The sequence below is a fragment of the Staphylococcus sp. HMSC035D11 genome (assembly GCF_001836075.1).
Taxonomy (GTDB): domain Bacteria; phylum Bacillota; class Bacilli; order Staphylococcales; family Staphylococcaceae; genus Staphylococcus; species Staphylococcus hominis.
In genome coordinates, this window is sequence record NZ_KV827241.1 from 83,507 (window position 1) to 105,095 (window position 21,589).

Below are 21,589 nucleotides of genomic sequence, written 5' to 3' on the forward strand. Positions count from 1 at the left end.
AAATATTTTAAAAAAAGGGCGATAAGCATTACATCTTATCACCCATTTAAACTATATCTTAGTTTGATTCAACAGTAGTATTTTCTTCAGTTGATTCTGCTTTTTGAGTTTCTTCACTTTCATCTAAATCGATGTTTTGTTCTGCAGCTACTTCATCGTTTGAAATACCTTGTTGACCTTCTAAGACAGCGTCAGCCATTTTACCAGTTAATAATTTAACGGCACGAATAGCATCATCATTCGCTGGGATAACATAGTCGATTTCATCAGGATCACAGTTAGTGTCAACGATACCAACGATAGGGATATTTAATTTACGTGCTTCAGCAATCGCATTGCGCTCTTTACGAGGGTCAACTACGAATAATGCTTGAGGCATAGATTTCATATCACGAATACCGCCTAAGAATTTGATTAAACGGTCATATTCTTTTTTAAGTTCAACAACTTCTTTTTTAGGTAAAACGTCAAATAAACCGTCTTCTTCCATTTTTTCAATTTCAGAAATACGTTTAATACGTTTTGAGATTGTTTTATAATTAGTTAAGATTCCACCTAACCATCTTTGGTTAACGTAGAATTGACCAGCACGTTCTGCTTCAGCTTTAACTGATTCTTGTGCTTGTTTTTTAGTACCTACGAATAAGACTTTACCGCCATCTTCAGATACTTGTTTTAAGAAGTTATAAGCTTCTTCAACTTTTTTTACTGTTTTTTGTAAGTCAATGATATAAATACCATTTCTTTCAGTAAAGATATATTTTTTCATTTTTGGGTTCCAACGGCGTGTTTGGTGACCGAAGTGAACACCGGCTTCTAGTAATTGTTTCATTGAAATTACTGCCATGTTAAATTCCTCCTATTGGTTAATTACCTCCATAGTAAACTAATATAAAGACAATACTTAAGACTGCACCCTTTATATTTACATTCACTACGTGTGTATTGGCTTTATAGCCGTCAATAATAATATCATATCTAGAATCATTACGCAACATTTTTTAACTGTGTAAAATAAAAAACTACTATCTTAATTTTAATAGATAGATAGTAGTTTTAAAAAATATTTATTCACTTCGATTAAGTTCATCTAAGAATTTTTCTTTTTTAACTTTAATAAATGTACCTTTCATGCCAAGCGATCGTGATTCTATTACACCAGCACTTTCTAATTTACGTAACGCATTTACAATTACAGAACGTGTAATACCTACTCTATCTGCTACTTTAGATGCAATTAATAGACCTTCATTACCACCAAGTTCCTCAAAAATATGTTCAATCGCTTCTTTTTCAGAATAAGATAATGAATTGATTGCCATTGTAATAGCAGCTTTATCACGTGCTTCTTTCTCAACTTCATTATGTTTCTCACGTAAAATTTCCATACCAATAACAGTTGCAGCGTATTCGCCAAGCACTAAATCATTTTCATTAAAGTCATCTTTAACTCTTCCTAGAATCAGTGTACCTAAGCGTTCGCCTCCCCCTAAAATCGGGAAGATGGTTGTTCTACTATTAATAAATACATCTCTGTGTTCTGGAGGGAATACTGTCAAGTCTGAATCAATATCAATATTCGCTTCAGTTTGTTGAACTTGCATAAGTAGTTCAGTGTATTCACTTGGAATATGTTTACTTTCAGTCAACATATTACTAATTCGTTCACTCTTTAAAAGTTCATTTAAACTTGAACCTAAAATTTTACCTCTACGAGAAACGATGAAGACATTTGTAACAGTTACATTACTAATAGTCTGAGCAACATCTTTAAAGTCTACCGCAATGCCTTTATGTTTTTGTAATAATGTATTTAATTCTCTAGTTTTAGATAATAAGCTCATAAAATTTCTCCTTTATTTATATTATAAAATAAATGCACTTAAATCTTTGTTTGTTGAAATAGATTTCAACTTATCATCAACATACTGTGGTGTTATATCTACTACTGCATTTGGCATATTTGGTGCTTCAAAAGATAAATCTTCTAACATTTTTTCTAAAATAGTGTGTAATCGACGTGCACCAATATTGTCTGTATCTTGATTCACTTGATATGCCATTTCAGCTAATCGTGTTATCGCTTCATCAGAGAAGTTGACCGTAACTTCTTCAGTTTTTAACAGTGCTTCATACTGCTTTATAAGAGATAACTTAGGTTCAGTCAATATTCTATAGAAATCATTGACTGTTAAGCTTTCAAGTTCAACTCGAATTGGAAAACGCCCTTGTAACTCAGGAATCAAGTCACTTGGTTTAGAAACATGGAAAGCGCCAGCACCAATAAATAGCATGTGCTCAGTATTTACAGTACCATACTTAGTTTGAATCATGCTACCTTCAAGGATTGGTAATATATCTCTTTGAACACCTTGTCTTGATACATCTTGACCACTATTGGAATTGTTTGTAGCGACTTTATCAATCTCATCGATAAAGATAATTCCCATTTGTTCTGCTAATTCTAAAGCTTCTTGATTAGCAGTTTCTTGATCAATTAATTCATCTGCAAAATCATCAGTAAGAATTTTACGTGCTGTTTTTACTGGTACTTCTCTTTCTACTTTTCGTTTAGGCATCAATTGATTCATCATATCTTGCATTTGTTGATTTTGACTCGTGCCTAACATTCCTAATGCGCCAGGGTCTTGTTCAACTTTGATTCTAACTTTTTCTTCTTCTAGCTTACCTGCTAAAAGTTGTTGTCTTATTTCTGACCGTTTTGTTTTGATTTCTTCTGTAGGGGCTTCTTCTTCCTCGTCATTCTGATTAAAATTAGGAATAGCACCACCTAAAAGAGATTCAAGTGGATTATTATTTTGAGCTGCTTTTTTCTTCATACTAGGAACAAGTAATTTTACTAATTTTTCATTAGCTTTTTGTGTTGCTTCATCTTCAACTAATGATTTCTTTTGCTCTTTTACGAGTCTTACAGACACGTCCACCAAGTCTCTAACCATACTTTCTACATCACGTCCAACATATCCAACTTCAGTGAATTTTGTAGCTTCTACTTTAATGAATGGTGCACCTACGACTTTTGCCATACGGCGTGCAATTTCTGTTTTACCTACACCAGTTGGGCCAATCATTAAAATATTTTTGGGTGCAATTTCTTGCTTAGTTTCTTCATCAAGAAGACTTCTTCTGTATCTATTTCTTAACGCGATTGCTACTTTACGTTTTGCATCTTCTTGACCTACAATATATTCGTCCAATTTAGATACGATATCTTTAGGTGTTAATTTTATACCGTTTGCATCCATTTACTATTACCTCCACCTTAATGTATGTCCATATCAATTCATTTCCGTTTTGTTTATATATGTTATTTATAAAGTCTCAACAATAATATTATCATTTGTAAATACACAAATATCTGAAGCCACTTTTAAGCTTTCATATGCCATTTCTTTAGCAGTCATATGTGAAGCATGACGTTTAAGTGCTCTTCCTGCACTTAATGCATAGTTTCCTCCTGAACCAATAGCGATTAAATCATCGTCAGGCGCAATGACTTCACCTGTACCACTTACCACTAAAATACCATCTTTATCCATTACGATAAGCATGGCTTCCAGTTGACGTAATTGCTTATCTCCACGCCATTCTTGAGCAAGTTCTACAGCAGCGCGTTCTAAATTACCGCTAAATTGTTGTAATTTAGTTTCAAATTTTTCAAATAATGTAAATGCATCGGCTACGCTTCCTGCAAATCCTGCTAACACTTTACCTTCGTATAAGCGTCTTACTTTTCTAGCTGTTTGCTTCATAATTACTTGTTCACCAAGTGTAACTTGACCGTCTCCAGCCATTGCCGCTTCTCCATTGTGTCTTACAGCATATATCGTTGTAGCATGTAATGATGTCTTACTCATTTATTTACTCTCCTTTTTTGCTCGAGGATGTGCATTTAAATACACTTTGCGCAATTGTTGATTAGATACATGTGTATACTTACCAGTTGTAGAAAGGTTAACGTGTCCTAATAAAGATTGAACTGTTCTTAGGTCTGCACCTTGATTCAATAAATGTGTAGCAAATGTATGTCTTAATTTATGAGGGTGGATTTCAGTTACCCCCGCTGTACGTTTAACTACATCATTGAGAAGATATCTAATACCTCTCTCAGTAATAGGATCACCTTTCATATTAACAATTAAATAAGGATGACTTTTACCTTTAAGTGGTTTGAATTTTTCTAAATATTGTTCAATACTTTGTCTACAAAACTCTCCAAAAGGCACAAATCGTTCTTTATTTCCCTTACCCAATACCTTTACCCCTGGAAGATTCATATCTAAATCCATAACCTTTATATTCACAAGTTCTGAAACACGAATGCCTGTTGCATATAATAATTCAATTACTACTCTATCTCTTAATCCTTTTTTTGCATCGTTTGAAACAGTATTAAATAATGCTTCCATTTCTTCTTCATAAAAAAATTGAGGAAGATATTGCTCTTTCTTAGGATGTACAAGTTGTATAAAAGGATTATTTACAGATGTATCTTGAGTCATCCAGAACTCATAAAATGTTCTTAATGTTGATATTTTTCTTGATACAGTAGTACGTTTCAAATTATTGGAATATAAATAACTTAGATAATTTCTTGCATCTTTATATTCAAACGTTCTTAAATTTAAAAGTTCTTGTTCTAAAAACTGATTAAATTGAGCTAAATCGTCATGATACGCTTTTAATGTATGGTCGGAGAAATTTCTTTCAACTTTAAGCATATTCAAAAATTTCTTTTGGATTTCTTCCACTAAAAATCCCCTCCATCATATGCATTGTAGCATATAAACTGAGGGGGACTAAAATAATTAGCTATAGAATTCAAAATCTTTTGAGAATTTGTGAATAATTTAAAAATTCCTTCAAAATATTTTATTATAATTTAAATCTATAACGTTTTTTTGAAATTTTCTAAATAGTCTAGTGCACGATATGCTTGTGCTTCATAACGTTCTTTTTTATCTTTAATGCGGCGATCAAGTGACGGCAATAAACCAAAGTTAGCATTCATTGGTTGGAAGTTTTTTTCATTTTTAGCATGAGAAATATAATAAGCCATACTGCCTATCATTGTTTCTCTTGGAAAAATCACTTCTCCTTTTCCAAGTAACTTATGCGCTAAATTGATACCTGCTACAAGTCCACTTGCTGCACTTTCAACATATCCTTCCACACCTGTCATTTGTCCTGCAAATTGAATTCTATCATTATTAATTAATTCATATTTTTCATTTAAAACATCAGGTGAATTAATGAAGGTATTTCTATGCATCACACCATATCTAACAATATCAACATTTTCTAAACCTGGAATTAATTGAATGACTTCTTTTTGAGCGCCCCATTTTAAATGTGTTTGGAAGCCGACAATATTATAAAGCGTACCAGCCGCGTCATCTTGACGTAATTGCACTACTGCATATGGACGTTTACCAGTTTTAGGGTCTTCTAATCCTACTGGTTTCATTGGACCAAATAGTAATGTTTTACGACCTCTACCAGCCATCACTTCAAATGGCATACATCCTTCAAAATATTTTTCTTTTTCAAATTCATTTACAGGTGCAACTTCAGCTTCTAATACCGCATCATAAAAACGATTGAATTCTTCTTCAGTCATAGGGCAGTTTAAATATGCTGCTTCACCTTTATCATAGCGTGATTTCAAATAGACTTTATCCATATCAATTGAATCTTTTTCAATGATTGGAGCTGCTGCATCGTAGAAATATAGTTGATCTTTACCTGTAATTTCTACAATTTCTTTAGCTAAATGTTCAGTTGTTAACGGGCCTGTTGCAATGATTGTATGTCCTTCTGGAATACTGTGAATTTCTTTATTCAAAACAGTTACATTAGGATGATTTTTCAATGTATCTGTAATATAACCAGCAAAGTCATGTCTATCTACTGCTAATGCACCACCAGCTGGAACTCTAGCTTTATCAGCTGCTGCGATGATTAATGAATCTAAACGTCGCATTTCTTCTTTAAGCACACCTACACCATTTGTTAATGCATTACCACGTAGTGAATTAGAACATACTAACTCAGCAAATTTATCTGTATGATGGGCAGGCGTTTGTTTAACAGGACGCATTTCGATTAAATTCACTTTAATACCACGTTCTGCTAATTGATAAGCTGCTTCTGAACCAGCTAATCCTGCGCCTATAACATTAACAGTTTGACTCATATACATTCTCCTTTAATAAAACTCTATTTTTGTACTTCTTCTTTATAGTCACAATTAGAACAAATCACTTGAGAACTACGTCCTTTTTTATGTTGCATCAAGTAATGATTACATTTTGGACAATCTCTTCCTATTGGTTTATCCCAAGAAATAAAATCACACTCTGGATAATTCGAACAACCATAAAATAATCTATTTTTCTTAGATTTTCTCTCAACTACATCGCCATCTTTGCATTTTGGACAAGTGACACCAATAGTTTTAACAATAGCTTTTGTATTTCGACAATCTGGGAAATTCGAGCACGCCATAAATTTACCATAACGTCCCATTTTTATTACCATAGGAGCTCCACATACTTCACAATCTTCGCCGGCTGGTTCATCTTTAATTTCAACTTTTTCCATTTCTTCCTCTGCACGTGCAACATCTAATTTAAAACTACCATAGAAATTATCGATAACTTTTCTCCAACCGATATCACCTTCAGCAATTTTATCGAGCAAGGTTTCCATATTAACTGTAAATTCAACATCAATAATTTCTGGGAAGTAATCCTTCACTTGCTCATACACGATTTCTCCTAGTTCAGTTGGTACAAAACGTTTACTTTCAAGTTTAACATAATTACGTTTTTGAATTGTGTCAATCGTTGGAGCATATGTTGAAGGTCTACCAATTTTTAATTCTTCTAATGTTTTAACTAATCGTGCCTCTGTGTATCGTGGAGGTGGTTGAGTGAAATGTTGTGCCGGTTCAATTTGTGTTGCAGTTACTTTGTCACCTTGATTTAATTTTGGTAATTTATTTTCTTTATCATTATCTTTGTCATCTTTTGCTTCAACATATAATGTCATAAAGCCTTTAAATTTGATTGTTTGTCCATTTGCTCTAAATTTAATGTCATTTTGTGTTACATCTAAAGCCACAGTATCTAAAACTGCAGGAGCCATTTGACTTGCTACAAAACGTTCCCAAATTAATTTATACAAGCGATGTTGATCACGTGTTAAATATGCTTTCATTTCATCTGGTGTACGTAATGTACTTGTTGGACGAATAGCTTCATGGGCATCTTGATCCCCTTGTTTACCTTTTGTTTTACGGTTTGAAGTATACTCAGTACCATATTTCTCTTCAATATATGATTTTGCTTCATCTTTAGCAGTTTGTGAGATTCGTGTTGAATCTGTTCTCATATATGTGATTAATCCAACTGTACCTTGTCGTTTCAAATCGATACCTTCATATAATTGCTGTGCTAACATCATAGTCTTACGTGCTTTAAAATTAAGTTTACGTGCTGCTTCTTGTTGTAACGTAGACGTTGTAAATGGATTTGCAGGGTATCTCGTTTTTTCTTTTTTATTTACATTAGTGATTTCAAATTCATCACCATTTAATTCGGATGTAATTTTTTCAACATCTTTTTTTGTTTTTAATTTGTACGGTTTGTTTTTATAATGTAAGAATTTAGCAGTGAACTTTGATTTTTTATATCTAAATTCACCTTCAATTGACCAATATTCTTCTGGTTTAAAATTACGGATTTCATTTTCACGATCAATGACTAATCTTAAAGCAACTGATTGTACTCGACCAGCTGACAATCCTTTTTTTACTTTCTTCCATAGTACTGGAGAAATATTATAACCTACAAGTCTATCTAAAATACGACGCGCTTGTTGTGCATCAACTAAATTCATTTCAATACCACGAGGATGTTTAAAACTTTCTTTTACTGCATCCTTAGTGATTTCATTAAATACAACTCTATTTTCTTTTGATTCTTCAAGTTCTAAAATTTTTGATAAATGCCAAGCAATCGCTTCACCTTCGCGGTCAGGGTCACTAGCTAAGAAAACTTTTTTAGCTTTTTTCGCATATTTTTTTAAATCTTTAACAACAGGACCTTTACCTCGAATAGTTATATATTTTGGTTCATAGTTATCTTCTACGTCTACACCCATTTGACTTCTTGGTAAATCTCGTACGTGTCCCATAGAAGCAATAACTTTATATCGTTTACCTAAATATTTTTCAATGGTTTTCGCTTTTGCAGGCGACTCAACGATGACTAAATTATCTGCCAAAGTGAATTCCCCCTTGCTTTTTCAATTACTAAAGATAAATGATAAACGGTTAATTTTGTTTTTGTCAATATTTTAATCCAATATAGATATTTTTTTGTGAAATATCCTTTGAATTTTCACAATTAATTATTTATATATTTAATCGTTTAAAAAGCGATAATCATATAATATATCTTCTGCTTCTGAAACAATCATTGCACCTTCTTGAGCACGTAATAAATTTCCTCTTGTCAAAGGATTAAACATTGATCCAGGCAGTACATAAACATTTCTATTTTGATCTAAAGCACAATCTATTGTAATTTGACTACCACTTTTAATTTTAGCTTCAGTAATTAATACACCACGAGACAACCCGCTTATCAGACGATTTCTTTCAGGGAATTGATATTTGTTTATTTTTGTTAAAGGAGGATATTCACTTATGACTAAACCAGTTTCTTCAATTATATTGCGTAACTTTCGTGTTTCCTTTGGATAATGATTTAAATGACCAAAACCTAGAACTGCAATAGTTGGAAGATGATGTTTTAATGCGAATTGATGAGCTATGCTATCAGCACCTTTCGCTAAACCGGATACAATCGTTAGTGGAATATTTATAAAGTGAGGAAATAGATAATCTAGTGCACACTTAGAATAATTTGTGGCCTCACGTGAACCTACAACACCTAAAGTATACGTAGATGATAATAAATGTATATTTCCACGATAAAATAATATAAAAGGATAGTCGTAAATAGTTTTAAGCAATGAAGGATATTGAGAAGAAAATGAAGTAACATAGTTAACCTGATATCTAGAAAGTTGGGTTTGAATATAATCGTAAGAAATCTCTGTTAATTGAGTAAAACGCTTCTTTTTTAAATATAGAGATTCCCATTCATTGATCATTTCAAATTGATCATGTTCATTAACATTGAAAAATTTTGGAAATACATTGAGTAAATGATGAATATGTTGGGTCGTATACCCTATCCATCTCATTTTTAATAAAATAAAATCATTCATGAAGTAAATGTCTCCTTTTAATTTATTATACCGTGAATCATTAACAGTAAAATTTCATTTATAAGACAAATTTGATATATAAATGTAAGGAGTAATAATATTAAAAGATTATGTATACTTTTTGATTTCATAACATGTGAAAAATAGAGCGTTCAGTCATTTATAATATATTGTAGTCTACGATATATATAAGAAAAACTGCCAACAAATTTCAGTAATTGTTGACAGTTTGAATTCAATTATTAATTACATAATTGCTACTTCACTGTTAATAGTTCTTCATAAATGCCTGCTTCTTTTGCCGCTTCAATTAGTGTTGTACCAATTTCTGATGGTGTATCTGCTGTTTTAACACCACATTCATTAAGCGTTTTAATTTTTTCTGCAGCAGTTCCTTTACCACCTGAGATGATTGCACCTGCATGGCCCATACGTTTTCCTGGAGGTGCTGTTTGTCCACCAACAAAACCAACCACTGGTTTAGTCATGTTTGCTTTGACCCATTCAGCTGCTTCTTCTTCAGCAGTACCACCGATTTCGCCAATCATAACAACAGCTTTTGTTTCTTCATCTTCATTAAATGCTTTAAGTACATCGATAAAGTTTGTACCGTTAACTGGGTCCCCACCGATACCTACTGCTGTGGTTTGACCAATACCTTCTTCAGTTAATTGATGTACTGCTTCATATGTTAAAGTACCTGAACGAGAAACAACACCTACATGCCCTTTTTTATGAATATAACCTGGCATAATACCAATTTTACATTCATCTGCCGTAATTACACCAGGACAGTTCGGTCCAACTAAACGTGTTTTTCTACCCTCTAAATAACGTTTCACTTTAATCATATCAACAACTGGAATATGTTCAGTAATACAGATCACCATATCTAATTCTGCATCAGCTGCTTCTAAAATTGAATCTGCAGCAAATGGTGCTGGTACGTAAACTACTGATACGTTAGCACCTGTTTCTTTTTTAGCTTCAGCTACTGTATTATACACTGGCACGCCTTCAACAACTTGTCCACCTTTACCTGGTGTTACCCCTGCGACAATTTGTGTGCCATAATCAAGCATTTGTTTTGTATGGAAAAGGGCAGTAGACCCTGTAATACCTTGCACCATTACCTTAGTATTCTTATCTATAAATACACCCATTTTAGTGTTCCCATCCTTTCCTTACGCTTCTTTAACAAGTTTAACAATTTGTTGTGCACCTTCAGCCATTGTTGCTGCTGGTTCAATTGCTAGACCAGATTCATTTAAAATCTCTTTACCACGTTTAACGTTTGTGCCTTCTAAACGAACAACTAAAGGTAAAGTTAATTCGACTTCTTTAACTGCTGCTACAATACCTTCTGCAATCACATCACATTTCATAATTCCACCGAAGATATTTACAAAAATACCTTTAACATTATCATCCCCCAAGATGATTTTGAATGCTTCAGTTACTTTTTCTTTTGTAGCACCGCCACCAACGTCTAGGAAGTTAGCTGGAGTACCACCGAAATGATTAATTGTATCCATTGTAGCCATGGCTAATCCGGCACCATTAACCATACAACCAATGTCACCATCTAAAGCAATATATGATAAATCATATTTAGATGCTTGAATTTCTTTTGGATCTTCTTCTTCTAAATCACGTAATTCTAAAATATCTTTATGTCTAAATAATGCATTATCATCAAAATTTAATTTCGCATCTAAAGCCAAAACATCACCATCACCCGTTGTTACAAGTGGATTAATTTCAACAATAGAACAATCTTTTTCAACAAAAACATTATATAAAGAAAGTAAGAATTTTGCTGCTTTATTTACAGATTCTTTTGGAATATTGATATTGAATGCAATACGACGTGCTTGGAATGGTGATAACCCTATCACTGGATCGATTGTTTCTTTAAAGATCTTTTCTGGCGTTTTAGCTGCAACTTCTTCAATTTCAGTTCCACCTTCTTCAGAAGCCATCAATGTAATACGATCAGTAGCACGATCAATGACAAAGCCTACATAATATTCTTTTTGAATATCACAACCTTCTTCGATATATAAGCGTTTAACTTCTTTACCCTCAGGTCCAGTTTGATGCGTTACTAATTGCTTGCCTAATAATTCATTAGCATAAGTTTCAACTTCAGACAGTGATTTAGCAATTTTAACTCCACCTGCTTTACCTCTACCCCCAGCGTGAATTTGTGCTTTCACTACATAAACATCTGAATTTAATTCTTTTGCCTTTTCCACCGCTTCTTCAGCAGTAAATGCTACACGTCCTTCTGGAACGGCTACACCCATAGCACGAAATATTTCTTTACCTTGATACTCATGGATATTCATCTTCCATCCTCCTGTTTCTTAGGTTAAATTCACTTTAATTATAGAAAATGTAAGCGCTTTTGTAAACTGAAAGTGTTATACTTTTTGCAATAGTTTTTAAATTCAAATAATTTTATTTTTATTTAATTATATCATTGATTTAACAGGCTCAAACGTTTTACGATGATATGGCGTTATGCCTAATTGTTTTAATCCTTGAAGGTGTGATTTAGTGCCATATCCTACATTTTTTTCAAAATCATAACCAGGATATTTCAGTGCTACTTCCGCCATTAAACCATCCCTATATTCTTTTGCCATGATACTAGCAGCAGCAATAGAAACACTTTTAGCATCTCCTTTAATAATAGAAGTTTGAGGAATTGCATTATCCAATGTCATAGCATCAATAAGTAAATGGTTAGGTTGTTCTGTTAATTGATTAATAGCACGTTTCATAGCTAATTTGGTTGCGTTGTAAATATTGAACTCATCAATTTCTTCAGCGCTTGCTATCCCGTAAGCATAATCATAAACGCCTTCTTTTAATTGTTCGTTAAGTATTTTTCGCTTTGTTGCTGAAACTTTCTTCGAGTCATCTAATCCTAAATATTGATGTTCTTTATTTAAAATGACTGCACAAGCTACAACAGGCCCAGCAAGTGGACCACGACCTACTTCATCAATCCCACATATTAAAGCATTAGGATTGTCCTTTAATATTTCATTTTCATATTTATTCATTTGTTGATAATGTTCTCGTGTTTCTTGATCTTTTAAAAGCTGTTTACGACGTCGTACTATATTTTGCTGTACCCCTTTTCTTGTATCACTCATTAATTCATGTTGTTCAAGTGCTTCAATTGAATCAATTGTGTCTAATAATGCTTTAATCTCTTTAATTGTTTGAGGCATAATCTAAGTCCCCTTTCATTTCTGAATAAATATCAAAACAATAAGTTCCAATTTTAGCATTACGCACATCATTAATAATCAATTCGATGACAGCCTCGTAATCGACTTCATTTCCTTTTTGTAATAACCCACGTCGACGTCCAATAGCATCAAACCATTCTAAAATTTCTGCATCAGTTTCTACATCAATATTGTAATGATTCTTCAATCCTTCAATATCATGTTTAATTAAGAAGTGTAAACCGTATATTGCTACTTCATCTAAGTGTACGATACTATCTTTAATGGCACCAGTAAGGCTTAGTTTTTTACCTACAGTTTCATCTTCAAATTTAGGCCATAAAATACCTGGCGTATCTAGTAGTTGTAATGCTTTACCTACTTTAATCCATTGTTGTTGTTTCGTTACTCCCGGCTTATTTCCTGTTTGAGCAATATTTTTTTTAGCTAACTTATTAATTAATGTAGATTTCCCCACATTAGGTATACCAACAATCATGGCACGTATTGCTCTAGGTTTAAGTCCTTTCGCTTTTTCTTTCTCAAATTTTTCTTTAGTCGCTTCAATTGCAGCATATTCTACACCTTTTAAATTTTTGCCGTGTTTCGCATCAACTGCTACAGGATAAAAACCTTTATCAGTAAAGAAATGTTCCCACTTTTGCATTTCATTTAAATTCGACATATCTTTTTTATTTAAAATAACTACGCGTGGTTTTTGTTTAATGACATCATCAATCATTGGATTTCTTGAACTATACGGTATACGTGCGTCAACAAGTTCAAATACCACATCTACTTTCTTAAGTTGTTCTGTCACTTCTCTTTTGGCCTTTGCCATATGCCCTGGATACCATTGAATCACCATGACATTCACCCTACTTTCATTAAATTTATTTCAACTGTTCGATTATAATCAATATTTAAAATCTTCACTACTATTATCAATTCTATTATATTTTAACATGCTATTTCATATTCATTAAATCGCTAATATTAAAAACAAATTTCTAATTTTTTATAAAACATATAAATACTTTTATTAAGAAGTTTAATACTCTACAATTTAGTATGTAGTCATTTTTTAATTATGAATAGTACATTCTAACTATAGAGGTTTAATATGAAAAAATTCTTTACTTATCTAGGACTTTTTATAGCACTGTCCATCATAGGACATAGTTATGTCATTTATCGTTTTATTCACGATGGTATTTTATTTACAGGTCCAAATGATGGAATGGAACAAATGGTTCCAATTCAAATGTATTTATTTGATAAATGGAGTAGTGGCAATTTGTTTTATTCCACTGATTTTGGATTAGGTGGCGATTTCTTTACAGATCTTAGTTACTACTTCTCCACAAATATTTTATTTATAATAAATGTAGTATTTATTGCACTTATTAAAATTTTTATTCCTTTACATACGCATAATGTATTATTTTGGATGATTAATGCACTGATTATGTCCATGATTAAAGCAATGATTGCCATGTATTGCACTTATTTATATAGTAAATACATTTCAAATAACAAATGGTTAAGCTTAGTTGTAGCGTTTTTATTTGTTATGTCACCCTTATATTATCGCTTTACAGTGTATTGGCCCTTCTTTAGTGATGTGTTTGTTTGGATGCCGTTATTATTACTCTCTATTGAAAGAGTCTTACAAAAACAGAAGTTTGGACTATTCATTGTTACTGTTTCTTTAATACTAATTAATAACTTTTATTTTGCATACTATCTTTGTTTAATAGGTGCGGGTTATATACTGATTCGTATAATATTTAGACATCCAAAAGATATTCTCTCAAGAAGTAAAGCATTTTTAACTTTAATCATTAGTGCCCTGTTAGGTTTAGGTAATAGTTTATTTATCTTTTTTCATGGTGCTCAAAGCTTTTTAAATAACCGTCGTGTACCTTTTTCTGGAGCAGTTGATACATTTGAAAAATTAGATATTAATACAAATATTTTCTTTGATAATTATTTAATTGTATTATTATTTATTACCATTCAAGCTCTTTTAAGTTTTAAATTATATAAACATTATTATTATCGTTTATTTGCTATCCTTACCTTTGTATTTATTATATTTAGTTTTATACCTTTCATCGACCAAGTATTTAATGGTTTTTCAGCGCCTCAAAAGCGTTGGCATTTTATTTTAGCTTTTAATTCCACACTATTAATCGGATTATTTTTAAAATATTTCAAAACACTAACTACAAAATCTTATCTAATAAGTAATATTATTGCAGAATTAGTTATATTTATAAGTGCTATGATATATCATAAATTTTTAGCATGGTTCATATTAGTCCCTATTGTATCTTTGATTGGATTGATGGTTCTTATCATTAAAGATCGTACATATCGTTTTAAATTAAGTTATTTATATAGTGTTTCAATTATATTATTAAGTATCTTGGTCTCTATAGTATTTATTAAAAATCAAATTTACTATAAAGATCACACTGATCGTGGAAATACGTTTTATATTAATTCCAGTTTATATAGTTCCGACTTACAACGTGCACTTGTTCAAGAAATGAATCAAAATAAGCATGAAGATGAACGTATCGATTGGAGAGTCAACGAGCAAGATAATACACCGATGTATCAACATTTTAAAGGGTTAAGTTTATATTCAAGTATTTTTCATCATAATATACTCGATTATTATTACGATGCTTTAAAAATTAATTTAGCTGAGGAGTCATTGAGTAGATATCAATCAACGAATGGACGACAAAATATCGCGAGTCTATTTTCAGTGCGTTATATGATGCTAAAAAATTATCAAAATAACTTACCTTCCTACTTCAAAAAAATAAAATCAAGCGGACAATATGGTATTTATGAAAATACACTTAACTTACCATCTGTTAAAGTAACTGATTCTATATACAATAGTAAAAAATTGACGACTGCAATTGATAGAGAACATGCAATGTTAAAAGGTGTGATTTTAAACAATGAAGGCACAAGTTATAAAGCTAAAGCTCCTAATTTATTAAATCAATCATCATTGAGTTATAAAAATTTAAAACATTTAAATGGTAATGTCTATAAAGTAATTGGAGATAAAGGTGGAACATTAACGATACACTTACCTCAATCATTACGCCAAAAGTATGATGATTTTTACGTTACGATGAAAATAAAGCGTGGTAATCCTGATAGTAATTACACAGTCTCTGTAAATAATTATGCAAATCACCGATTATTTAACAATTCTACTTATCGTACTGGTATTGATACTCAACTTTATCGAACACAACCTGATAATAAGGGAAACATTAATATCACTTTATCTCCTAAAGGAACATTTTATTTAAACCTTCAACAATTAAATGGTGAAAACTATAAAATATTAAAACAAATGCATAAAAAAGCTGATTTTAATAACAAATATAAAGATATTAAAAACGGCGTTGAAGTCAACTTAGCTAAACATGATAAAGGGATTGCTTCAATTAATATTCCTTATAGAGAAGGGATGCAAGCGTATGTTGATGGACACCGTATTAAACCTATGAAAGTTAATTACATGATGACAGGCGTTCCTGTTAATTCATCTGCTAAAAAAATAATTATTAAATATCAACCACCTTATTGGAATACTATGATTTTAATCTCACTCATCAGTATAGTAATAAGTGTTGTATTTGTTAGATTTGTTAATACCAAAAAGAGAAAGTTGAGGAAAAACATTGATCAATAAAATTCGGTCCAATCGATTATTGACCTTTTTATCTATATTTATAATTGCTAATATCATTTCTTTAGCAATTTATTATCCATTTATTCAAGATTATTTCAAAGAAGGATTTGTATTTAGTGGTTCTGGAGATGGTTTTAGACAAATGATGCCATTTCAAATGTACTTATATGAACATTACAGTAAGTTCAAAGGAGCCTATGATCAATCTTTTGGATTAGGCGGAGATTACATTAAGGGGTTGGCCTATTATTATTCTTTATCTCCCATAATGTGGATTAATTTTTTTATAATCTGGGTAAGTCATTTTTTATTTCATTGGCAAACGAGTCATATCGCCTTTTGGGCAACTAACCAATTAATAATCGCTTACGCTAGAACGATTATTACAATTATTGTTGTATTTTACTATTTAAAATGGCTAAAGTTGAAAACAGCGCCATTGCTTATCGCTACTATTTTATATGGTGCATCCACTCTTGTGCTTTACTATAACTATACATGGTCATTTTATGGAGACTTATTGATTTTATTACCTTTATCTTTATGGGGAATGGAACGTTTCTTCCAAAAAAGAAGAATAGGGCTATTTATCTTTTCAGTTGCTCTGACCTTATTTTCTAATTTTTATTTCAGTTACTACCAAGCTATTGTATTAGGGATTTATTTCATATTAAGAGTCATTTTTAAATATCGTTGTGATATCGTATCAAGATGGGAAAAATTTTATTTACTCGTTATTGGTGCAATACTTGCGCTTTTATCTAGTATTTTAGGATTCTATACAGGTGTATCTTCATTCCTAAACAATGATAGAGCCCAAAATGATGACTTTAATATTACATTGTTTACAGATTTAACACAAAGTAAATATCATATTTTTTCTGATGGTTTTTATATCACAGTTTCGATTATTGCATTAATGGCTTTATTTACGTTTAAGTTATATCGTCACTACTATTATAAAATTTTTGCTATCATCACTTGGTTTTTACTTATTGGATCGTTATCACAATACTTTGATAGTGCATTTAATGGCTTTTCATTACCACAACGTCGATGGGTATACTTTTTATCTATTTCAACTAGTATCTTAATTGCATTATATATTCAATATTTATCTGAACTTACATTAAAACAATATTTACTTGTAGCAATTCCGGTATTTATATTTGGTTTATATCACTATATATTTGCAAGTGCTTATGTCAATTGGATGATTGTACCATTATTTTTAATCATCGTTTTAATCTTTGTAGTATGGAAAAAACAATGGTTATATCAACCTTATATACTAATAGCTATTGTATTACTATTCTTTGTACAACAAATTATAATGACACACGATTCACGAGCCCGTACTATTGATCCATATGCAACGACTACGAAAACATTAACAGATTCAAGTTATTATAATCATAAACTTGCTAAAAAAATTAATAATATTAAAAAACAAAAAGATAATAAAAATCCTTTCCATCGTATCGATTACATGTCAGCCTATGCACTCAATTCACCATTTATTTACCATTATAATGGCATTTCACTTTACTCAAGTATTTTTGATGGTGACATATTAAAATACTATGATAAAGAAATGCAAATTAATATGCCTGTTGATAAAAATAGTACATATCGATACTTAGGGAATCGAGCAAATTTAGAAGCCATGTGGGATGTTCAAGATCGATTCCGACATCCTAATGATCTGAATATGCCTTATGGTTTTAAAAAGGTAGATACTATCAATAATGGTTCAGATAAATTAATTCATTCAGAAAATACTATTAATTATCCAGCCACGCATATTACTAATAAGATTTTTAATAAACATGATCTCAAATCGCCATTAGATCGTGAGCAAGCGATGCTACAAGGTGTAGTATTAGATGATGATTCAATCAAAGCGAATACTTCTTTCACTCAAAATAAAAACCTATTAAGTAAAGCATATCAATCTACAAATAATGCTACTTGGAAAGATAAAACTCATTTAAACGTAAAAAAAAATAATGGTGGTATCACATTAACATTACCTAAAACTTTAGCAAATCAATATAAAGATATGTATGTCGAAATGGATGTAGAATTGTTAGCTCCCGATATTGAGCATTCTATAGGAGTAAATGAATATGCTCAAAATCGTAATATGCTAAGTTATAAATATCGACGTTTTGTAACGCCTGTAACAATGAGAGTAAAAGCTTCGGATCAATTAAAGATTCGTCTTACTAAAGGACATTATCGATTATCTATTAAAGGTATCTATGGAGAAGATTATCATACATTGAAACAAGCTTCTAAATCACTTAAACCTGTGACTATTTCACAATTTAGAAGTGGCTATACATTCACTAAACCTAAAGGAACTTCTGGATACTTAGTGGTACCAATCGCCTATGCTAATGGTATGCATGCACGTGTTAATGGACACGATGTAGATGTAAAACAAGCTAACGGTATTATGACAGCTATTCCAGTCAAGAAAAATGATACTCATATTGAATTATCTTATACACCACCACATTTTTATATACTATTAATTTTGAGCGTTATCGGAATAATAAGCAGTATAATATTTAGCAGATATTTAAAAAGAAAAAATCAATTAAAATAAAAAGAGCCTGGGTCATAATTACTAGCAAAATAGCCAGTAAATGAGTTTATAATAAATTCATTTACTGGCTTCTTTATTTACAATACTGGGTATTGTTGGATCGCTTTTTTAGGGAATAGCTTCAGCCTGCAGTCTTCAGCTTGTCCTATTCTCTCAAGAGTCTTGCCAAAATATTTTGTATTTATATGTAATTTTACATTGAAATACTTTAGAAAATAAGGCATATTCGTACAATTTAATAAACATCACTAAACTAAATCAACGAGATGTCTTATGTATAAAGATTATAATATGATTCATCTTACTCTACCAATGGCAATTTCAGTTCTCACTCCCATAAATGATATTGTAGAAATAAATACTAAGACTGAATTTATTTATACGAACAATAAAAGACTAGGATTTAAAAAATATACCTATCACCATGATAAATATAGCTTTAAACGAGACTTTAAATTATATGAATGTGATGATGATTCAGAATGTCCTCTGAAACACCCATGTATGAACTTCAATTCAAAAACAAATAAAAAAGTAATGAAGAATTATAATTGGGAATATTTTAAAGCGCAAATTAATAAAAAGCTTTCAAAAACAAAAACCATTTATAGTCAAAGAAAAATTGATGTGGCGTCTGTTTTTAGATTTATAAAGGCTATTTTGAGTTTCACTCGAATGTCCGTTCGAGGGATAAATAAAGACAAAAGAGAACTAGGATTTGAGCTAATGACACTTAATATAAGAAAAGTAACAGCTCAATGAGCTGAAAATAATCAAAAAAATTATAAAAAAGACAATTTCTATATTATTTCAATAGAAATTGTCTTTTTTTACTTATCTTGGAACTTTATATCCAAGACTCTTTTTTAATTGCGTATTAACTTACCCATTTTTTAGTATAGTTTTCTATATACTGATTAGCGAATTTCTTGAATTCTTGCAGCTTTACCACGTAAACTACGTAAGTAGTATAATTTAGCACGACGTACTTTACCGCGACGTTTAACTTCGATTTTTTCGATTTTTGGAGTGTGTAATGGGAATGTACGTTCCACACCTACACCTGAAGAAATTTTACGAACTGTGAAAGTTTCAGAAATTCCTCCACCGCGGCGTTTAATTACAACACCTTCGAAAACTTGGATACGTTCACGTGAACCTTCGACGATACGTACGTGTACACGTAAAGTGTCACCAGTACGGAAAGTTGGTAAGTCTGTGCGTAATTGTGATTTTGTAACTGCTTCGATTAACTTATGATTACTCATTTTTATACTCTCCTTCAACCTATGTTCTTGCCTAGACATTCATATAGCAGCGGATCATAGTGATTTTTAGTGTCTTTTCACACTTGATATATATTAGCATACTCCTAGTTGTTTTTCAATTGGTTTTTATAGCTTTCTAAAAATTCTTTATCCTTGTCACTTAATTGATACTTTTCTAGTAAGTCCGGACGTTTATGCAAAGTACGTATTAATTTTTGTTCATGTCGCCATTTTTCTATATTTGCATGATTTCCAGATAACAATACGTCAGGTACAGTCATACCTTTATATTCTCTTGGACGTGTATATTGCGGGAATTCAAGTAAACCATCGGAGAAAGAATCATCTTGATGGGATTGTTCATTACCAAGTACTCCAGGAATTAATCTAACGATAGCATCAGTCATAGTCATAGCTGGTAATTCTCCACCAGTCAATACATAATCCCCCATTGAAATTTCATCGGTTACTAAATTTGCTCTAATTCTTTCGTCATATCCTTCGTAGTGTCCACAAATAAATACAATATGTTCCGCTTCACTCAATTCTTCAGCAATTGCTTGAGAGAATGGTCGTCCTTGAGGACACATGAGAATGACACGCGTTTTATCAGTACGTTTTAAATCTTTCATTGCATTAAACACTGGTTCTGGTTTTAAAACCATTCCTTGACCGCCACCATACGGATAATCATCCACTTGATTATGTTTATTTTCAGCGTAATCTCTAAAGTTTACAGTATTAACTTCAATAATATTTTTATCTTGCGCACGCTTCAAAATCGAATAATTTAGAACGCCGTCGAACATTTCTGGAAATAATGTTAGGTAATCTATTTTCATTATTCTAATAATCCTTCCATTGGCGTAATACGAATTGTTTTATGTTCAACATCTACTTCTTTAACGACATCTGCTATATATGGAATAAGGTATTCTTTGTCACCTTTAACAACCCATACATCATTGGCACCTGTTTCAAAAATATTAATGACTCTTCCAATTGGTGTATCGTTATTAAAAACCGTACACCCAATAATATCAGAATAGTAAAATTCGTTTTCATTCAATTCAATATCCTCATGATCACGTTCTTGGAATAAGTAGTCGCCTTTATATTGTTCGACGTCATTAATATTATTAATACCTTCAAATTTAAGCATGTGAAATCCTTTATGTATACGATATGATGTAATAGTCATTTCTATTTCATTATGGTGGTGATTCACGATAAGGACTTCTCCAGGTTGAAAACGTGTATCAGTAAAATCAGAATTAGATTTTACTTTTACTTCTCCTTTAATCCCATGTGTATTTACAATTTGTCCTACTTCTACTTGCATCCTTATCCTCCTTACATAGTCGTTTATTTATACATATTAACATGTTTCTTATAAAGTGAGAATATAATA

The 21,589-nt window shown here is 31.5% G+C and carries 17 protein-coding genes and 1 pseudogene; 3 read left to right on the top strand and 15 right to left on the bottom strand.

All coding sequences use genetic code 11. The features are described 5' to 3' along the window. Window positions 1-58 precede the first annotated feature (58 nt). From rpsB to ylqF, 12 genes are all read right to left on the bottom strand, one after another. Window positions 59-847 carry a 30S ribosomal protein S2 gene (gene rpsB / locus HMPREF2647_RS05890; RefSeq protein WP_002448842.1) on the bottom strand — a complete coding sequence of 263 codons (789 nt, stop codon included), beginning with the start codon at window positions 845-847 and terminating at the stop codon, window positions 59-61. Window positions 848-1,067: 220 nt separating this feature from the next. After that, complete coding sequence (gene codY, locus HMPREF2647_RS05895; RefSeq protein WP_017174600.1) at window positions 1,068-1,844, bottom strand: GTP-sensing pleiotropic transcriptional regulator CodY; 777 nt, start codon at window positions 1,842-1,844, stop codon at window positions 1,068-1,070. A gap of 21 nt (window positions 1,845-1,865) precedes the next feature. Beyond that, a complete protein-coding gene (gene hslU, locus HMPREF2647_RS05900; RefSeq protein ID WP_017174599.1) occupies window positions 1,866-3,266 on the bottom strand; it encodes an ATP-dependent protease ATPase subunit HslU in 1,401 nt (466 codons plus the stop codon). A 66-nt stretch (window positions 3,267-3,332) separates the two neighbouring features. Beyond that, the gene (gene hslV / locus HMPREF2647_RS05905; RefSeq protein WP_002448739.1) at window positions 3,333-3,878 is read right to left on the bottom strand and encodes an ATP-dependent protease subunit HslV; all 546 of its coding nucleotides are present in this window, start codon (window positions 3,876-3,878) and stop codon (window positions 3,333-3,335) included. Further along, on the bottom strand, window positions 3,879-4,772 hold the full coding sequence (gene xerC / locus HMPREF2647_RS05910) for a tyrosine recombinase XerC (protein WP_017174598.1): 894 nt from the start codon (window positions 4,770-4,772) through the stop codon (window positions 3,879-3,881). A 137-nt stretch (window positions 4,773-4,909) separates the two neighbouring features. Continuing rightward, the gene (gene trmFO / locus HMPREF2647_RS05915; protein WP_002455420.1) at window positions 4,910-6,217 is read right to left on the bottom strand and encodes an FADH(2)-oxidizing methylenetetrahydrofolate--tRNA-(uracil(54)-C(5))-methyltransferase TrmFO; all 1,308 of its coding nucleotides are present in this window, start codon (window positions 6,215-6,217) and stop codon (window positions 4,910-4,912) included. 23 nt (window positions 6,218-6,240) lie between these two features. After that, window positions 6,241-8,310: a type I DNA topoisomerase gene (gene topA / locus HMPREF2647_RS05920; RefSeq protein WP_017174596.1), complete on the bottom strand. Its 2,070-nt coding sequence runs from the start codon at window positions 8,308-8,310 to the stop codon at window positions 6,241-6,243. Window positions 8,311-8,448: 138 nt separating this feature from the next. After that, entirely contained in the window at window positions 8,449-9,321 is an 873-nt protein-coding gene (gene dprA, locus HMPREF2647_RS05925; protein WP_049434046.1) for a DNA-processing protein DprA, read from the bottom strand. Window positions 9,322-9,578: 257 nt separating this feature from the next. Then, the gene (sucD, locus tag HMPREF2647_RS05930) at window positions 9,579-10,484 is read right to left on the bottom strand and encodes a succinate--CoA ligase subunit alpha (protein ID WP_037540990.1); all 906 of its coding nucleotides are present in this window, start codon (window positions 10,482-10,484) and stop codon (window positions 9,579-9,581) included. 21 nt (window positions 10,485-10,505) lie between these two features. Next, window positions 10,506-11,672, bottom strand: coding sequence for an ADP-forming succinate--CoA ligase subunit beta (sucC, locus tag HMPREF2647_RS05935; RefSeq protein ID WP_017174593.1), 1,167 nt, complete (start codon window positions 11,670-11,672; stop codon window positions 10,506-10,508). A 126-nt stretch (window positions 11,673-11,798) separates the two neighbouring features. Further along, complete coding sequence (locus tag HMPREF2647_RS05940; protein ID WP_017174592.1) at window positions 11,799-12,566, bottom strand: ribonuclease HII; 768 nt, start codon at window positions 12,564-12,566, stop codon at window positions 11,799-11,801. Then, window positions 12,550-13,434 (bottom strand): ribosome biogenesis GTPase YlqF, encoded by an 885-nt coding sequence (gene ylqF, locus HMPREF2647_RS05945; protein ID WP_017174591.1) that lies wholly within the window; start codon window positions 13,432-13,434, stop codon window positions 12,550-12,552. Before ylqF ends, HMPREF2647_RS05940 begins: the two co-directional genes overlap by 17 nt. Before the next feature lie 255 nt (window positions 13,435-13,689). Between ylqF and HMPREF2647_RS05950 the strand changes: the two genes are divergently transcribed. From HMPREF2647_RS05950 to HMPREF2647_RS05960, 3 genes and pseudogenes are all read left to right on the top strand, one after another. Beyond that, window positions 13,690-16,296 carry a YfhO family protein gene (locus HMPREF2647_RS05950; RefSeq protein WP_017174590.1) on the top strand — a complete coding sequence of 869 codons (2,607 nt, stop codon included), beginning with the start codon at window positions 13,690-13,692 and terminating at the stop codon, window positions 16,294-16,296. Beyond that, entirely contained in the window at window positions 16,286-18,910 is a 2,625-nt protein-coding gene (locus tag HMPREF2647_RS05955; protein WP_070859718.1) for a YfhO family protein, read from the top strand. The genes HMPREF2647_RS05950 and HMPREF2647_RS05955 overlap by 11 nt, the downstream gene beginning before the upstream one ends. A 342-nt stretch (window positions 18,911-19,252) precedes the next feature. After that, window positions 19,253-19,780: pseudogene (locus tag HMPREF2647_RS05960) on the top strand (transposase); the annotation flags it as partial. 47 nt (window positions 19,781-19,827) lie between these two features. Here HMPREF2647_RS05960 and rplS read toward each other — a convergent pair. The 3 genes from rplS to rimM all read right to left on the bottom strand — a co-directional run bounded on the left by rplS (window position 19,828) and on the right by rimM (window position 21,520). Continuing rightward, on the bottom strand, window positions 19,828-20,178 hold the full coding sequence (rplS, locus tag HMPREF2647_RS05965) for a 50S ribosomal protein L19 (protein ID WP_002448843.1): 351 nt from the start codon (window positions 20,176-20,178) through the stop codon (window positions 19,828-19,830). A gap of 104 nt (window positions 20,179-20,282) precedes the next feature. Continuing rightward, window positions 20,283-21,020, bottom strand: coding sequence for a tRNA (guanosine(37)-N1)-methyltransferase TrmD (trmD, locus tag HMPREF2647_RS05970; RefSeq protein WP_070859719.1), 738 nt, complete (start codon window positions 21,018-21,020; stop codon window positions 20,283-20,285). Further along, window positions 21,020-21,520, bottom strand: coding sequence for a ribosome maturation factor RimM (gene rimM / locus HMPREF2647_RS05975; RefSeq protein ID WP_017174586.1), 501 nt, complete (start codon window positions 21,518-21,520; stop codon window positions 21,020-21,022). The genes trmD and rimM overlap by 1 nt, the downstream gene beginning before the upstream one ends. Window positions 21,521-21,589 lie beyond the last annotated feature (69 nt).

Bases quoted from the DNA above. Each gene is read 5' to 3' on its own strand.
- rpsB (WP_002448842.1), bottom strand. From the start codon at position 847: ATGGCAGTAATTTCAATGAAACAATTACTAGAAGCCGGTGTTCACTTC.
- codY (WP_017174600.1), bottom strand. From the start codon at position 1,844: ATGAGCTTATTATCTAAAACTAGAGAATTAAATACATTATTACAAAAA.
- hslU (WP_017174599.1), bottom strand. From the start codon at position 3,266: ATGGATGCAAACGGTATAAAATTAACACCTAAAGATATCGTATCTAAA.
- hslV (WP_002448739.1), bottom strand. From the start codon at position 3,878: ATGAGTAAGACATCATTACATGCTACAACGATATATGCTGTAAGACAC.
- trmFO (WP_002455420.1), bottom strand. From the start codon at position 6,217: ATGAGTCAAACTGTTAATGTTATAGGCGCAGGATTAGCTGGTTCAGAA.
- dprA (WP_049434046.1), bottom strand. From the start codon at position 9,321: ATGAATGATTTTATTTTATTAAAAATGAGATGGATAGGGTATACGACC.
- sucD (WP_037540990.1), bottom strand. From the start codon at position 10,484: ATGGGTGTATTTATAGATAAGAATACTAAGGTAATGGTGCAAGGTATT.
- sucC (WP_017174593.1), bottom strand. From the start codon at position 11,672: ATGAATATCCATGAGTATCAAGGTAAAGAAATATTTCGTGCTATGGGT.
- HMPREF2647_RS05940 (WP_017174592.1), bottom strand. From the start codon at position 12,566: ATGCCTCAAACAATTAAAGAGATTAAAGCATTATTAGACACAATTGAT.
- ylqF (WP_017174591.1), bottom strand. From the start codon at position 13,434: ATGGTGATTCAATGGTATCCAGGGCATATGGCAAAGGCCAAAAGAGAA.
- HMPREF2647_RS05950 (WP_017174590.1), top strand. From the start codon at position 13,690: ATGAAAAAATTCTTTACTTATCTAGGACTTTTTATAGCACTGTCCATC.
- rplS (WP_002448843.1), bottom strand. From the start codon at position 20,178: ATGAGTAATCATAAGTTAATCGAAGCAGTTACAAAATCACAATTACGC.
- trmD (WP_070859719.1), bottom strand. From the start codon at position 21,020: ATGAAAATAGATTACCTAACATTATTTCCAGAAATGTTCGACGGCGTT.
- rimM (WP_017174586.1), bottom strand. From the start codon at position 21,520: ATGCAAGTAGAAGTAGGACAAATTGTAAATACACATGGGATTAAAGGA.